Below are 16,214 nucleotides of genomic sequence, written 5' to 3' on the forward strand. Positions count from 1 at the left end.
TTAGTACCATGAAGCCTCTACTATTCCGGGTTCCTTCGGTTGATACCCGCTCGTTTCGGGTACAAGTCGACCGGGGGCCGTACTTTTACGATCGGCTGCATTTCCACCCCGAATACCAGCTGACCCTCATTCGGGAAGGCACCGGCACGCAGGTGGTTGGCGACCGCATCGATCAGTTTCGACCTTTCGACATCTTATTGCTGGGCACCAACCTACCCCACGTTTTTCGTAACGATCCGGCTTATTTTGAGCCCGGCTCCTCCTTGCAATCGCTTTCGTATTCGGTGTACCTGCGTTTCGACCCGGCACAGGGCCCACTGTTTGGCCTGCCTGAGCTCGACCACCTGACCACGCTCTTTACCGAGTCGCGCCACGGGATTCGGTTGCGTATGGGGCAAGCCTGCGACCTTACCGAAAAGCTGGAACAACTGCACACCCTCCGCCCCTTTGAGCAACTCACCCAACTCCTCACTGTTCTCGATGGGTTAACGACCCACCCCGGCCGCGAAATGCTCTCGGCCGTAGCCTACGAGAAGCCCCGCCGACCCGACGACCATCAGCGGCTCGACCGGGTGTTTGCGTACATCATGCGGCATTACGCCCAGCCCATCACGCTCGACGATGTAGCGGCCGAAGCAAACCTGACGCCGGGGGCTTTCTGCCGGTTTTTCCGGCTACACACCCGCAAAACGTACTCGCAGCTCCTCAACGAAGTGCGGGTCGAACACGCGTGCCGGTTGCTTCAGGAAACCCCGCAGCCTGTGAGTCAGATTGCCCTCGCCTGTGGCTACCCAAACCTGTCGCATTTCAACCGGCAGTTCCGGCAGATTACGGGTATGACCCCAAGCCGGTATCTGCGCACCCTGCACGATCATCCGCAAACCGACGAGTAGCCCCTCAGCCGACCGTTACCATCCGTGTAATTGTCATTTGGCAAATGTACCAAACGGGCTTTTTTTGTGTAGAAAAACAAGGGGGCGAACCTGTAGGCCCCGCACTCTTTCGCTCATTCACTCTTTTACTCTTTATACCGCCTAATGCGCTTTACTTCTTTTTTGTATCCACGGGTAGCCACCGCCCTGCTGTTGGGTCTGGTGAGTACGCCGTTTTTATCGCTCGGACAGGGCCGGGGCGCCGGTGGACGCTGGTCGGCCGACGGGCGTACCCTGGTAGCCGTTGACAACAACGGTATCGTCCGCACCGACGTTGTCAATGGGCAATCGACCGTACTGGTACCCGCTGCCCAGCTCAAACGCCCCGACGTTCGGACGGGCGATACCCCGGCCCCCTTGCCTGTTGCTGACTTCGAGTTCAGCCGCGACTCCAGCAAGGTGCTTCTATTTACGAATACGGCCCGGGTTTGGCGGTACAACTCACGCGGAGACTACTACCTCCTCGACCGGGCCTCGGGTACGGTTCGGCGGGTAGGAGCCGGTCAGCCGGGGCAGTCGCTGCTGTACGCCAAACTCTCGCCCGACGGCAGCCGGGTTGCCTACGTGAGCCGCAATAATATCTATGTGGAAGATGCCGCCAACCCCGGCAAAGCCACCGCCCTGACCACCGACGGCACCCGCAAACGCATCAACGGTACGTTTGATTGGGTATACGAAGAAGAATTTGGGTGCCGCGACGGGTTCCGGTGGAGCCCCGACAGCAAGCAGATCGCGTACTGGCAGGTCGACGCGACCAACATCCGCGATTACCTGATGATCAACACCACCGATTCGGTGTACTCGCGGGTGATTCCGGTCGAGTACCCGAAAGTAGGTGAAGCCCCCTCGCCCACCCGGATCGGGGTGGTGAGCGCGTCGGGCGGAGCCACTACCTGGCTCCAGATTCCGGGCGACCCGCAACAGCACTACCTCACCCGGATGGAATGGGTTCCCTCGGGCAATACCCTTATCATTCAGCAACTCAACCGCAAGCAAAACAGCAGTATCCTGTTTCTGGGACAGCCCAACGGCTCGGTAACGCCCATTCACCGCGAAACCGATGCAGCCTGGATCGACGCCAAAGCCCGCTGGAACGGGGGCGACCCAAGCGGCTGGGAATGGCTCGACGGTGGTAAGTCGTTTTTGTGGGTTTCGGAGAAAGACGGCTGGCGGCATCTCTACCGCATCACAACCAACGGCAAAACCGAAACGCTGCTCACGCCGGGGAAGTACGACATGGCCAAAATTAACCGCATCGACGAAGCGGGCGGTTACGTGTATTTTACGGCCTCGCCCGAAAACCCCATTCAGCGGTATCTGTTCCGGGTTCGGCTCGACGGGAAAGGCAAGCACGAACGGCTGACACCGGCCGGGCAGGTGGGTACACACGATTACAACGTGTCGCCCGACGGCCGATACGCCCTGCATTCGTTCAACAGTCACCAGCAGACTCCCGTGCGGGAATGGGTGCAACTGCCCGATCATAAAGTAGTCCGGCCACTGGGTGGCAATCTGGGAACCCGGCCCGGTCGGGATGTGCGCTTCTTCACCGTTACAACGGCCGACGGCGTGACGCTCGACGGCTGGATGGTACGCCCTGCCAACTTCGACAGTACGAAGAAGTACCCGGTGGTGTTTCATGTGTATGGCGAGCCTGCCAGCGTGACCACCAACGATGTGTTCTCGGCGGGCAGCAACAACCTGTTTGCCGGCGACATGGCTAAGGCAGGGTATTGCTACGTAGCCCTCGACAACCGGGGGACGCCTAACCTCAAAGGAGCTGCCTGGCGCAAGAGCATCTACCGGCAAATCGGTCGACTCAATATCCGGGATCAGGCTATGGGCGCGCGCAAGTTGTTTGAGCAACACGCCTGGCTCGACACCAGCCGCGTAGCCGTTTGGGGCTGGAGCGGGGGCGGCTCTACCACGCTGCACCTGCTGTTTCAGTACCCCGAAATTTATAAGACCGGCATTGCCATTGCGGCCGTTGCCAACCAGTTGTTTTACGACAACATCTATCAGGAACGGTACATGGGTCTGCCGCAGGAAAACCGCGAGGACTTTGTGGCCGGATCGCCGATTACCTACGCCAAAAACCTGCGCGGCAACCTGCTTTACATTCACGGTACCGGCGACGACAACGTGCATTACGACAATGCCGAGGTGCTCGTCAACGAGTTGGTGAAGCATAATAAGCAGTTTCAGTTTATGGCTTACCCCAACCGAACCCACGGCATCTCGGAAGGCGAAGGCACCACCGAACACCTGCGCACGCTGTACACCAAATTCCTGACTGAACACTGCCCACCGGGTCCGCGATAAACGGGGGTGGTTTTACCATCGGCACCGGCTGACCACCCCCTGACCCCCTCCTGAAAAACAGGAGGGGGAGGCTGAGAATTGTCAATATTGATTCACAAAAGGCACAACTTCCGTCTCATTCTCAGCCTAGCAGACCTCTCTCCTGAAAAACAGGAGAGAATGTAACCCTGTCAATGTTGATTCATAAAAAGTCATAATTACCCTCTCGCTGTCAGACTGATAAGCCACCCCCTCCTGTTTTTCAGGAGGGGGCCGGGGGGTGGTAAACCCATCTACTGAATGCAAAACAGACTAAAAACCCTTTGGCTGGCTGGACTCCTGCTGCTGACCACCACCGCCTGGGCACAACGGTACGAGTTTACCCGGGCCGATACGCTCCGGGGCTCCATCACACCGGAGCGGGCCTGGTGGGACTTAGCCTACTACCACCTACAGGTTCGGGTGCAACCCACCGACAGCACCCTGAGCGGAAGCACGACCATCCGCTACCGGGTCCTGAAACCCGCCCAAACCATGCAGATTGATCTGCAACGGCCCTTACGCATCGAAAAAGTAGAGCAGGACGGTCGCTCACTGACGTTTCGGCAGGATGGCGATGCCTACTTCGTGACGCTCCAGAAGCCCCAGCAAAGCGGCCGCAGCGAATCCATCACGGTTTATTACGCCGGAAAGCCCAAAGTGGCCAAACGCCCTCCCTGGGATGGTGGCATGGTGTGGGGCCGCGATGAAACCGGCAAACGGTTTATCGCAACGGCCTGTCAGGGACTGGGCGCAAGTGCCTGGTGGCCCTGCAAAGACCACATGTACGACGAGCCCGACTCCATGCGCATCAGTGTGACCGTACCCGATGGGCTCACGGATATTTCAAACGGTCGGCTCCGGCAAACAACGCCCAACGCCGACGGTACTCGTACGTTTGACTGGCACGTGGTGAACCCCATCAACAATTATGGCGTGAACCTGAACATCGGCGACTACGTGCAGTGGACCGATACGCTGCGGGGCGAAAAAGGCGTGCTCGACCTGTCGTTTTATGCCCTACGCCATCACGAAGACATGGCCCGCAAACAGTTTGCCCAGGCCAAACCCATGCTGCGGGCCTTTGAGCACTGGTTTGGCCCCTACCCGTTTTACGAAGATGGCTACAAACTGGTCGAGACGCCATACCTAGGGATGGAACACCAAAGCTCGGTCACGTATGGCAACGGGTTTCAGAACGGCTACCGGGGCCGCGACCTCTCTGGCACGGGCTGGGGGTTGCTCTGGGACTTTATCATCATTCACGAGTCGGGGCACGAGTGGTATGCTAACAACATTACCTACAAAGACGTGGCCGATATGTGGGTGCACGAGAGTTTCACCAATTACTCCGAGAACCTGTACATCGAGTACCTCTACGGCAAAGAGGCCGGTGCTGCGTATGTGATCGGGTGCCGCAACCTGATCCGCAACGACAAACCCATTGTGGGCGTGTACAACGTGAACCAGTCGGGCTCGGGCGATATGTACTACAAGGGCGGCAATATGCTGCACACGATTCGGCAGATTGTGGGCAACGACGAAAAATGGCGGCAGATTTTGCGGGGTATGAACAAAACATTTTACCACCAAACCGTAGAGGGTCGGCAAATTGAAGCGTACATGAGTGAGCAGGCCGGGCGCGACCTGAGCAACGTATTTGACCAGTACCTGCGCGACACCCGCCTGCCTACGCTCGAATACCGCCGGACAAAAGGCGGATTTGAATACCGCTGGGCCAATTGCGTGGAGGGTTTCAACATGCCGCTGGAAGTATGCCTGGGCGAGTCGGGACCGCAGCAGTCGCTCAACCCCACTACTCGCTGGCAGAAATTGACGACCAAAGCCACTACCCTCACCGCCGACGCTGACTATTACGTACTGGTGACTGAGGTAACTAAATAGGAGAAGTTTATTTTTTGACCGCCCGGCGGCCCGGAGGATTACAGGATGTACAGGATTATTTTTACGGAAGAAAATCCTGTATATCCTGTAATCCTGTCGCAAAGACCAGAGCTACACTTGTGCATTTTGTCCAGTGCTGAGAATTACGGATACGATACACCGCCCTCACATTCAGGCTCCAAACCGGGCGCGGCTATCATAACCAAGCCCCAGCCCCACGCTCGATAGTTTGTTCTGATCGGCAATGGCGGCTTTGGGAAACAACTGCCGGAACAGCGCTTGTACCGATCTGACTTCGGTAGAGCCGCCCGTCAGAATCACCAGCTCGATGGCTTCGGGGCTTACGCCCGCGGCTTGCAGGCACGCCCGCGCCGACGTCTCAATGGCTCGTACATCCTCAGCAATAGCTTCTTCAAACACGGTCCGATCTACCGGAATGGTAAACCCCTCCTGAATAAAATCGAAATGGGTTTCGTGGGTTTCATCCTCCGAAAGGGCGATTTTGGCTTCTTCGGCTCCCGCCAGCAGCATATGCCCCGTTTCGCGCACGAGCACATCCAGCAGCCGGCTATACCGGGTTTTATCGTGCGACTCATGCAGCAGTTGCCGGGTCTGCATAATGAGTTTGGGCGTGTACAGGAAGTTGACCTTACTCCACTCCGCCAGATCGTGGAAGGGCTTGAGTGGCACCTCCAGGTTCTTGGGGCCGTAGGTGGTCCGGTAGCCGATTTCGGGCATGATAGCCGCCAGGCTGAGGGCTTTATCAAAATCATTGCCCCCGATACGAACCCCGGTATTAGCCAGAATATCCGACGTACGATCGGGCTTGTTGACGCACCGGTTCGACAAACGGATAACGGTAAAATCGGACGTACCACCACCCAGATCGGCTACGATGGCCAGCTTTTCGCCCGAAATGCCGGTTTCGTGGGCAAAGGCGGCCGCAATCGGCTCAAACTGAAACTCGATGTGTTTGAACCCCAGCCGCCCGGCAATGGTCCTGAGTTCGGCCTGCGCCTGCTCGTCGGCCTGCGGGTCGTTGTCGACAAAATGAACCGGGCGCCCCATCACCACATTATCAATAGTGGCCCCGGCCTGAGCTTCAGCGCCGTCTTTCAGATTCTTGAGAAACGCCGTAATGATAACCCCGAAATTCATGGCGGCCCCGTTGACGAGCGTACCCTGCTTCATGAGCGAGGTTCCCAACACCCGTTTCAGGCTTCGCATAAACCGCCCCGGCTCCCGGTCAAAAAACCGCCGAACGGCCACCCGTCCATACAACGCCTTGTTATCAGCCTGTCGAAAAAAGATGGCACTCGGCATGGTAACGTGGTCCTGTTCAACCGGCACCAGCTTGATTTCGCCGTTTAGATCAATAGCTATGGTGGAGTTGGACGTACCAAAGTCGATGCCGCAGGAAAGGGGTTTCATTTGCTTCACGTATTAGGCCCATTTCGGGGCAAAAAGGCCGCAAAAGTACCATTTTTTGCCTAAACCCCTTCACTAAACTCTGCTTTTATCAACTGACCAAAACCCACGACCCATCTTTTTACAACATTGTTGCAGAAAGTTTTTGCAACAATGTTGCGGCTGCTGTAGTTTTGTGGCTACGAATGATGATCCAGTCTCCAATTAGTAACCGGGCCAATGCTTGCCTTCGTCAACTCACCACTCTGCTGAGTCTGGCATGGTTCCTGTTGCCGCTCGGGGCTCAGGCCCAACTGACCCCAGCCTGTACGGGCAGCTTATCCGGTCAGATTCTGACGAGTGCGCCAGCGAGCGCGGGCCTGCCCGGTGCCACTATTTATATCCGCGAGCTGCAACGCGGTGCCCTCACCGATAGCGAGGGGCGGTTTCGGCTCGACAACCTGTGCCCCGGCCAATACACCGTCGAATACCGTTTTCTGGGTTTTACGTCCGTAACCGAATCGGTACGATTACCTGTGGATTCGGTGCGGCAAATCACCCTGAGCAACGATGCCCGCAACTTACCCGGCGTCGATGTGACCGAGCACCGTTCAGAAGCCAAACAGATCCTACAGACACAAAGCGAACTGGCAGGGATAGCCCTCGACCAAACGCGGGGCCTCACTTTGGGCGAAAGCCTGAAAGCCATTGCCGGGCTCTATTCAATTCAGAGCGGGCCTACCATCTCCAAACCCGTGATTCACGGTCTGTACAGCAATCGGATTCTGGTGTTGAACAACGGGATTCGGCAGGAAGACCAGCAGTGGGGTAGCGAACACGCTCCGCAGGTAGATCAGTTTGTGGCCTCGCGACTGACCGTCATCAAAGGGGCCGCGAGTATCCGGTACGGCTCCGATGCGGTTGGCGGGGTTATTCTGGTGGAGCCTAAAGCTATGCCCTCTGCACCGGGGATTCACGGCGAAGCCAACCTCGTGGGTGCTACCAACGGGCGAATGGGGGCCATTTCGGGCTTTCTGGAAGGCGCGTTCGACCGTAAACTAACGGGCCTCAGCTGGCGGGTGCAAGGCACCCTCAAACGGGCCGGCAATGCCCGCGCGCCGGGTTATTTTCTGGAAAACACCGGGTTCCGGGAGCGCAACTTCTCGGCCGACCTCCACTACGACCGTAAGCACTGGGGGGCCGAAGTGTACTACAGCCAGTTTAACAATCAGATTGGGATGTTCAGGGGGGCGCAGGTCGGCAGCCTGAGCGACTTGTACGCGGCCATTGCCCGCCCGGAACCGCTGGTGCAACCGGGATTTACGTACACCATCGACCGCCCGTTTCAGGATGTTCAGCATCAATTGCTCAAAGGCCGGGCCTACTACCGCTCTGCGTCATTTGGCGAACTGACCCTGACCGTAGCCAGCCAGCATAACACCCGGGAAGAGTACGACCGGTTGTCGTTCAGCCGGGTGACTACGCCCGAATTGTACCTGAAACTAAACACCCAAACAGCCGATCTTATTTGGGAACACCCCGTGAAGCGTACGCCCTCGGGCGGGGTGTGGTCGGGCAGTGTGGGAGTCAACGCTCTCACGCAGGGCAACGTCCGGCGGTATTTGTTCCTGATTCCAAACTTCCGGGCCAACGGGCTGGGCGGGTTTATCATCGAACGGTACGCCCACAACCGCTGGGTGTTTGAAGGGGGGCTCCGGTACGATGTTCGTACCCTGCGGGCGTTTTTCCTCGACGAAACCACCGACCGGGTCTTTAGTCGCTCACATAACTGGGATAATGCCAACGGCTCATTCGGGGTCTCGTATGAGCTACGCCCCGACCTGACGCTGACCACCAACCTGAGCACGGCCTGGCGGGCACCCAACGCCAGTGACCTGTACGCCAATGGCCTACACCAAAGCTCAGTGGCCTACGAGCGGGGTAACCCCAACCTGAAAGCCGAACAAGCCTACAACGGAAACCTGGCTTTGGCCTATGCTGGGGAGCGATTATCGTTTGAGATTGGTATTTACAACAACCTCATTAACAACTATATCTACCTTAAGCCCGATTCGGTACCGACTATCCGGCAGCGGGGGGCGTTTCCGGCCTACAGCTACGATCAGGTGCGGGCTCTGTTTCGCGGTGTGGATGCCACCATCAGCTACAAACTAAGCGAACCCCTCACGTTTACGTCAAAAACCTCTTCGTTGTGGGCCTACAACCAGACCGCCCGCGACTATCTGGTGCTGGTGCCTCCCCAACGATCCGACAACAGTATCCGGTACGAGTTCGCCGATCGAGGGCGGGTATCGGGTTTGTACCTACAGGCCAGTTTGCTCGCCGTAGCCCGGCAACACCGGGTACCAACGGTGTCGAGCGAAATGCGCGAGGGTACGCTTATTTTCCGGGGCGACTTTGCCCCTCCGCCACCGGGCTATGTGCTGCTCGGAGCCGAAGCGGGCCTGACCCTGCGGCTTGGAAACCAGCCGGTGCAACTGATTCTGACCGGTGCCAATCTGGCAAACACGGCCTACCGCGATTACCTCAACCGGTTCCGATACTTCGCCGACGAGCCGGGTCGTAATCTCAGCCTAAAACTCAAAGTAACAATCTAAATCCCTTGACCGATTGTCTCCCACTCACCCTCGTTGGTGGGGTTCGGAGTACTATGCTCAATTACAAGTTCATTCACCTAAAAACAATCTACCTTCATGTTTACAAAACGCCTGTTTCTCCCCCTCCTTGCCGTAGCTCTGCTGACGGGTGCATGCAACCGCGACGAAGAAAACGTTGCCCCCGACGAGGACAACGAGCGCATCACCACCGTGACGCTGCGGCTCACCAACAAAGCCAATGCGAGTGAAACCGTGACGGCCGTACTGGATGGCCTTGCGGCCGATGGCAGCCAACCCAGCACTCTGGCAGCCAGCCTCATCCTGAAGCCCAACGCGGCTTACTCGATGCGTATTGAGCTGGCCGACAAGAGCAAAACGCCAGCCGCCGACGTTACCGCATACATCAAAGAAGAAGCCAACGAGCACTTGCTGGTGTACCGGCCCACTACCGGATTGAACATGACCGTAACCCCCAACGACCGCGATACGAACCCGGCTCCCGGTCCCTTCCCCATTGGTCTGACGGCCGACGTAACCACCGGTGCCGCCAGCTCGGGCAAACTCAATGTAGTGTTGCGCCACCAGCCCGGCACTAAAAACGGCACCGCTACCCCCGGCACCTCCGACCTCGATGTTAATTTCGACGTATCGATTCGGCAGTAGTGGGTTAGCGATAATGGCGGCCCTCTGGTTTTGGGTTCATCGTTTTGGGTTTAACGTGCGTTGTTGAAAATTTAGAAACAGACACCAGTTTGTTTTTCAGTTTGTCAGCAAGGTTAGATGCTCTGGTGTCTGCTCCGTAGACATAGCTACTACTTACCAATTGTACGGGTATCTGTTACTGCTTTACGTACGATAACACCGACCCTGACGAACAAAAAACACAATGACGTTGTCTCTGTCAGCCTGTTAAGCCACCCCTCCTGAAATCAGGAGGGGGCAGGGGTGGTCGAACCATCAGACGCTACCCGCCCTCTTCGGCTCTGCCGGAAATTATATTTTACCTAAAAAAGTGAATAAAGCCCTTTGCGTCATTTAGACGTAAAGGGCTTTTAGTATTTTTGGCCGAATGAGCCCCGGAGCAACATCAGTCCGAGGCCACTTTACCGCTTTACAACCCGATTCTTACCTGATTCATTTTTGCATGAAAACTCTCCCCTTCCGCGCCGACCATGTTGGCAGCCTGTTGCGTACCCCGGCCGTAAAAGAAAACCGTCAGAAGTGGAAACAAGGCGAAATCACGGCCGACGAGTTGCGGGCGGTCGAAGATGAAGCCATCGCCGAGACCGTTCGGCGGCTCGAAGCCACCGGAATGCGGTCGATTACCGACGGGGAATTTCGGCGGGATTATTTTCACCTCGACTTTTTGAAAGAACTGTCGGGCGTGAGCGTTACGGGTGGCATTGAGGCTAACCCGCAGGCTAAGGTGGCAGAAGACGGGTTTAAGCCACCCGTACTGAGCGTAACGGGCAAACTCCGGCACGTGAAAGACATTCAGGTGGCCGACTTCAATTACCTCAAGTCTGTAACGACACAAACGCCCAAAGTATCGATTCCGTCGCCCACGATGATTCACTTTCGGGGCGGCCGTAAATCAATCGATATTCAGTCGTACCCCGACATGGATGAGTTTTTTGCCGATTTGGCCGAAGCGTACCGGCAGGAAATTGACCACCTCTACGCAGCCGGTTTGCGGTACCTGCAACTCGACGATACGAATCTTGCTTACCTCTGCGACCCCAAAATGCGGGCGGCCGCCGTGGAGCGGGGCGAAGACCCTAACGAGCTTCCCCGTACGTACGCGGCCCTGATCAACTCGGTCATTGACAACCGCCCGGCCGACCTCACGGTGGGCATTCACCTCTGCCGGGGCAACTACCGCAGTACGTGGTTTGCCGAGGGTGGGTACGAGCCCGTGGCCGAGGTGCTGTTCAACACGATTAATGTCGACGCGTATTTTCTGGAATACGACGACGAGCGCTCCGGCGATTTTGCTCCGTTGCGGTTTGTGCCCAGCCATAAATCGGTAGTGCTCGGTATTGTCTCGTCGAAAGTGCGGGCCCTGGAAGACATGGATGATCTCTGTCGCCGGATCGACGAAGCGGCCCAATACATGCCGCTCGAAAATCTGTGTATCAGCCCACAGTGCGGTTTTTCATCGACCCACCACGGCAACGACCTGACGCCCGACGATCAGTGGCGCAAACTCGAGCTGGTGGTTGATACCGCCCGAAAGGTATGGGGAACGGCCTAACGCCTTTAGCTATCTAAACGCCTTATTCCCCCTTACCGGCTCGTATTTATGGAAGTAAGTCCTACCCTGCTGATTGATCAGCGCCCGATTTCGCGGCTTCAGTACGCCACCGTCTGGATCTGTTTTCTGATGAACATGCTCGATGGCATGGATGTCATGGTGATTTCGTACGCGGCCCCGGCCATTGCCAAAAGCTGGAACGTGCGCCCCGAAGCCCTCGGGGCGGTGTTCAGTTCAGGCCTGTTCGGGATGACCGCCGGGGCCTTATTTATGGCCCCTTACGCCGACAAAATTGGCCGCAAAGCCATGATTATGCTTAGTGCGCTGATCATGGGAGTTAGTATCTACCTCACGGCCCTGTCGACGGGTATCGGCCACCTGATTATCTACCGGTTTATCAGCGGGTTGGGTATTGGTTGCATGCTGGCGAGTACGGCCGCGCTGGCGTCGGAGTACACCCCTCACAAAACGCGCGATTTCTGGGTGAGCTTCGTCATTGCGGGCTACCCGGTGGGAGCGGTTCTGTCGGGGTTGGTAGCGGCCCGCGTCATTCCCGATCTGGGCTGGCAGAGCATTTTTGAAATTGCGGGTGTGGCTACGTTTGTAACCCTGCCCCTGATCGGGCTTTTCCTGACCGAATCGCTCGAATTTTACCTCAAATCGCAACCGGCAGGGGCACTGGAAAAGGCCAATTCCATTCTGACCCGGATGGGGCAACCTACGTACAGCCAATTACCGGCCAAACCCGCCCGGCAGGCTGTGATCCCGGTAAAGTCGCTGCTGGCCAACGACTACAAGGTTCCGACGATTCAGCTTTGGTCGGCCCTGTTTCTGGCCTTTGCTACCCTGTATTTTCTGACGAGCTGGATCCCCAAACTCGCGACCAATGCGGGCCTCTCGATGAAACTGGCCATTTATGCGGGCACGGTGTTCAACGTAGGCGCGTTTTTCGGGATTACGATTCAGGGGTATTTTTCGAGCCGGTTTGGCCTGAAACGCACCATTGGGCTTTACCTGATTATGACCGGGGTGGTGATGATTGCCTTCCGGTTTTTTATGGGTTCAGATACTCTGCTGCTGGTGTTTGGCCTGCTGGGCTTCGGGATTCAGGGCGGCTTTGTGGGGCTTTATGCCGTGGCGGCCCGTATGTACCCAACCGAGTTTCGGACTACGGGCGTGGGCTGGGCCATCGGCATGGGCCGACTGGGGGGAATCATTGGCCCGGCAGTGGGTGGTATTCTGATCGGGATGGGGCTTTCAATGGTCACCAACTTCCTCATTTACGCCGTCCCGACCATTTTTGCGGGCATTATGACCCTGTATATTTCCTCGAAAAAGGTCAGTTAAGACAGCCGCATCAATGCTCCAGTAAGATGAGATCTAACCCGCTTATTTTAGCAAAGTCTGTATCAAATGTGAGCAGCGGAATCCCTAAAAACAGTGCTGTAGCAGCAATTACAGCGTCCGGGAGCTTAATGCGATGTGTTTTGCGAAGTTGAATAGTTTGCGTCTTAATAGCAGGAATTAGTTCATTGAGTCGACAGTTTTCATCATCAATGAAATACCGAATTTGTTGTTCACTTTCTTCGTCAAGACGAGGAAAACTGAGCAACTCAATTTTAGTAATAGCAGAAATGTATAAGACTTTATCCTCAATGGCCTCGACTACTTTTTCGTTTCCATTAAAGAAATAAATCAGCGAGTTCGTATCCATTACGATGGAATCACTGCCACTCATCCCGCACTTGTTTTTGATATGTCAAGCCATCTACGGGGAATTTAATTTTCCCCGCATACTTCTTCGGGTCGAAACCTTTGCGGGCTTTTTTGGGCTGGCTGGCAATCTGCTTCAACGCTTCATCCACAGCGGAGGCTGGCGCATCTTTAGGAATCCGAATGACCATGTTGCTTTTGTTTTAATCAAATATACAACGACAACCTGACACATAAAAGATCGTTTCATGCAAGGACTTTTTACCAATGCGTACCGTAACCCGGCCGCTACGGCAATTGTCGCCGATGGCAATACCTACACCTACGGGCAGCTCCTCGATGCCTCGGCCGACATAGCCGCGCAGCTCCTCGACGGCACTGACGACCTCGCCGAAGCCCGGGTTGCTTTTATGATAACGCCCGGCTTCGACTACGTACGGGTGCAGTGGGGTGTTTGGCGGGCGGGCGGTGTTGCGGTACCCCTGGCCCTGTCGTACCCGTTGCCTTCGCTGCGCTACGTAATCGAAGACACCGGTGCCCAAATCGTGGTGGCCGACCGGGCACACAGCCAAATCCTGGCCCCTTTGTCGGCTGAGAAAGGCTTCCGGCTGATTATCCTTGGTGACAATGAAGCTGTCCTTAAACCCGTAACGCTGCCTACCCTGACACCCGAGCGCCGGGCCATGATCTTGTACACAAGTGGCACCACCAACCTGCCCAAAGGCGTGGTGACTACGCACGCCAACCTCGAAACTCAGATTTCGACCCTTGTCGACGCCTGGCAATGGTCGTCGGCCGATTATACCCTGTGCGTGCTGCCCCTGCATCATGTGCACGGCATTGTCAACGTGGTGTCGTGTGCGCTTTGGTCGGGCGCTACGGTTCAGTTTATGCCCCAATTCTCAGCCGAAGCCGTTTTTGACACCTTCGCCGAAGGGCGCGTCAACGTGTTTATGGCCGTTCCGACCATCTATTTCAAACTAATTTCGTATTGGGAAAGTCAACCCGCTCCGCGTCAGCAGGCCATTTCGGCCGTATTGGCCCGGTTTCGGTTGATGGTATCGGGCTCGGCTGCGCTGCCGGTATCGGTGCTCGAAAAATGGCAGGGCATCAGCGGGCATACGCTGCTCGAACGATACGGCATGACCGAAATAGGCATGGGAATCAGCAACCCCTACGCGGGCGAGCGTCGGGTCGGATGCATCGGCAAACCCTTACCGGGCGTGGACGTTCGGCTGGTAGATGAAGCCAACGCCGACGTTGCCGCCGGGCAACCGGGCGAAATTCAGATCAAGGGGGCCAACGTGTTTCTGGAATACTGGAACCGGCCCGAAGCTACTCAGAGCGCCTTTACCCCCGACGGCTGGTTCCGAACGGGCGACATTGCCGTGGTTGAAGACGGATACTACCGAATGCTCGGCCGCGACTCGGTCGACATCATCAAATCGGGGGGATACAAAATATCAGCTCTTGAGATTGAGGAAATTTTGCGTACTCACCCCGCCCTGAGCGATTGCAGCGTGGTTGGGATTCCGAACGACGAATGGGGCGAACTGGTATGCGCCGTGTTGGTGCTAAAGGATCGGTCTGTTTCGGTGGCCGACATTAATGCCTGGCTGCGGGAGCAGATGCCAGCCTACAAAATTCCCCGGCAGTACCGAATCGTGGATGAGCTCCCCCGTAACGCAATGGGGAAGGTGACCAAAAACGACCTCAAACCCTTGTTTCAAACTGCTTAAAAACCTTGTGCGGGTTTAGCGTTTTACGGGTATGCAACCCACACGAAGCTCACCCGGATGCGGGTTTTTCCATCCTCAACTGACCAAAAACAATAAACCCAAAACCATAAACTCATTCCAAACTGATGGTCATTTACGGTGTTGCTGTACTGGCATTTTGCTACGTGATGGGGCAACTGGCAGGCGAATTTCTGGGCCAACTCATCGGCGTTGATGCCAATGTGGGCGGGGTTGGCTTTGCCATGCTCCTGCTGATTCTGTTCAACGACTGGTTCACCAAAAAAGGCTACACCGACCGCCTGACCGAGGGGGGCATTCAGTTCTGGAGCCAGATGTACATTCCGATTGTGGTGGCGATGTCGGCCACCCAAAATGTGAAGGTGGCCGTTTCGAGCGGTCTGATTGCGGTTCTGGCGGGCGTTGTTCCAGTACTCCTGTGCGGGGCCGTGATCCCGCTGCTTGCAAAACTCACTACGCCCAAAACCACCGAACAACATGGACCTTATCACCCGGTTTCTTGAAAAAAATGGGCTGATTGTGGCGTTTCTGCTCGTCGGTCTGCTCATGTACCTGTCTGAGGTGCTCTCCCGCCGACTTACCAACCGTAAGATACCCGGCTCGGCCATTGCGATTGTGGCCGGGCTCGCTCTCGCCTACTGGGGCGGGTTACGCTCCGGTGGCGAAAAAGGGGTAGCCGACCTGAAGGTCTTTTCGGGATTCGGGCTCATGGGCGGAGCTATGTTTCGCGACTTTGCCATTGTGTCCACGGCCATGGGGGCTAGTTTTACGGTTATGCGCCAAACCGGCTGGGTGGGTGCGTTATCGTTGTTTCTGGGTATTGTCCTTTCATTTGTAAGTGGCGTAGCGGTGGGGTTGCTATGGGGATACACCGACGCCGTTAGCCTGACGACCATTGGAGCCGGCGCCTGTACGTACATTGTGGGGCCGGTCACGGGCGCTGCTATCGGTGCCAGCTCCGACGTGATGGCCCTGAGCATTGCGGCCGGTGTGGTAAAAGCCGTGGTAGTCACCATTGGCACTCCGCTGATGGCCCGCAATATCGGGCTGAACAATCCGCACACGGCCATGATTTTTGGCGGGCTGATGGGAACCACCAGCGGTGTCTCGGCCGGATTAGCCGCCACAGACCCCAAACTGGTGCCCTACGGCGCGCTGACAGCCACGTTCTACACCGGGCTGGGTTGCCTGTCGTGTCCCTCGGTGCTGTACCTGTTGATGCGCCTGGTGTTTGGTGGGTAACGAACGGATTGAACCGCTCGTTTTTACCTTTGCCGTCTTAACAAAC

The 16,214-nt window shown here is 56.5% G+C and carries 13 protein-coding genes; 10 read left to right on the forward strand and 3 right to left on the reverse strand.

The window, feature by feature from the left end:
- Nucleotides 1-8: 8 nt before the first annotated feature.
- From RUDLU_RS0102430 to RUDLU_RS0102440, 3 genes are all read left to right on the forward strand, one after another.
- On the forward strand, nt 9-893 hold the full coding sequence (locus RUDLU_RS0102430) for an AraC family transcriptional regulator (protein WP_019986754.1): 885 nt from the start codon (nt 9-11) through the stop codon (nt 891-893).
- Between the two features lie 144 nt (nt 894-1,037).
- The gene (locus RUDLU_RS0102435) at nt 1,038-3,254 is read left to right on the forward strand and encodes a S9 family peptidase (protein WP_019986755.1); all 2,217 of its coding nucleotides are present in this window, start codon (nt 1,038-1,040) and stop codon (nt 3,252-3,254) included.
- A gap of 279 nt (nt 3,255-3,533) precedes the next feature.
- Nucleotides 3,534-5,177 carry a M1 family metallopeptidase gene (locus RUDLU_RS0102440; protein WP_019986756.1) on the forward strand — a complete coding sequence of 548 codons (1,644 nt, stop codon included), beginning with the start codon at nt 3,534-3,536 and terminating at the stop codon, nt 5,175-5,177.
- A gap of 171 nt (nt 5,178-5,348) precedes the next feature.
- Here the strand turns inward: RUDLU_RS0102440 and RUDLU_RS0102445 are convergent, their stop codons facing one another.
- A complete protein-coding gene (locus RUDLU_RS0102445; protein ID WP_019986757.1) occupies nt 5,349-6,608 on the reverse strand; it encodes an Hsp70 family protein in 1,260 nt (419 codons plus the stop codon).
- A gap of 185 nt (nt 6,609-6,793) precedes the next feature.
- Here RUDLU_RS0102445 and RUDLU_RS0102450 point away from each other — a divergent pair, with 185 nt between their 5' ends.
- The 4 genes from RUDLU_RS0102450 to RUDLU_RS0102465 all read left to right on the forward strand — a co-directional run bounded on the left by RUDLU_RS0102450 (nt 6,794) and on the right by RUDLU_RS0102465 (nt 12,803).
- Nucleotides 6,794-9,202 (forward strand): TonB-dependent receptor, encoded by a 2,409-nt coding sequence (locus RUDLU_RS0102450; RefSeq protein WP_157580071.1) that lies wholly within the window; start codon nt 6,794-6,796, stop codon nt 9,200-9,202.
- A gap of 96 nt (nt 9,203-9,298) precedes the next feature.
- Nucleotides 9,299-9,865 (forward strand): hypothetical protein, encoded by a 567-nt coding sequence (locus RUDLU_RS0102455; protein ID WP_019986759.1) that lies wholly within the window; start codon nt 9,299-9,301, stop codon nt 9,863-9,865.
- Between the two features lie 481 nt (nt 9,866-10,346).
- Nucleotides 10,347-11,456 carry a 5-methyltetrahydropteroyltriglutamate--homocysteine S-methyltransferase gene (locus tag RUDLU_RS0102460; RefSeq protein WP_019986760.1) on the forward strand — a complete coding sequence of 370 codons (1,110 nt, stop codon included), beginning with the start codon at nt 10,347-10,349 and terminating at the stop codon, nt 11,454-11,456.
- 48 nt (nt 11,457-11,504) lie between these two features.
- Nucleotides 11,505-12,803 (forward strand): MFS transporter, encoded by a 1,299-nt coding sequence (locus RUDLU_RS0102465; protein ID WP_019986761.1) that lies wholly within the window; start codon nt 11,505-11,507, stop codon nt 12,801-12,803.
- Between the two features lie 10 nt (nt 12,804-12,813).
- Here the strand turns inward: RUDLU_RS0102465 and RUDLU_RS0102470 are convergent, their stop codons facing one another.
- Together RUDLU_RS0102470 and RUDLU_RS0102475 are read right to left on the reverse strand one after the other, a co-directional pair.
- Complete coding sequence (locus tag RUDLU_RS0102470) at nt 12,814-13,170, reverse strand: type II toxin-antitoxin system VapC family toxin (RefSeq protein WP_169578021.1); 357 nt, start codon at nt 13,168-13,170, stop codon at nt 12,814-12,816.
- Between the two features lie 10 nt (nt 13,171-13,180).
- On the reverse strand, nt 13,181-13,360 hold the full coding sequence (locus tag RUDLU_RS0102475) for a hypothetical protein (protein WP_019986763.1): 180 nt from the start codon (nt 13,358-13,360) through the stop codon (nt 13,181-13,183).
- A 57-nt stretch (nt 13,361-13,417) separates the two neighbouring features.
- On the opposite strand from RUDLU_RS0102475, the gene RUDLU_RS0102480 reads away from it, so the two are divergent.
- The 3 genes from RUDLU_RS0102480 (at nt 13,418) to madM (ending at nt 16,168) form a co-directional block, all read left to right on the forward strand.
- Entirely contained in the window at nt 13,418-14,908 is a 1,491-nt protein-coding gene (locus RUDLU_RS0102480) for an acyl-CoA synthetase (RefSeq protein ID WP_019986764.1), read from the forward strand.
- Nucleotides 14,909-15,033: 125 nt separating this feature from the next.
- Complete coding sequence (madL, locus tag RUDLU_RS0102485) at nt 15,034-15,429, forward strand: malonate transporter subunit MadL (protein WP_019986765.1); 396 nt, start codon at nt 15,034-15,036, stop codon at nt 15,427-15,429.
- The gene (gene madM / locus RUDLU_RS0102490; RefSeq protein ID WP_019986766.1) at nt 15,404-16,168 is read left to right on the forward strand and encodes a malonate transporter subunit MadM; all 765 of its coding nucleotides are present in this window, start codon (nt 15,404-15,406) and stop codon (nt 16,166-16,168) included. Before madL ends, madM begins: the two co-directional genes overlap by 26 nt.
- The last annotated feature ends 46 nt before the right edge of the window (nt 16,169-16,214 follow it).

It is taken from the genome of Rudanella lutea DSM 19387 (genome assembly GCF_000383955.1).
Classification (GTDB): Bacteria; Bacteroidota; Bacteroidia; order Cytophagales; family Spirosomataceae; genus Rudanella; species Rudanella lutea.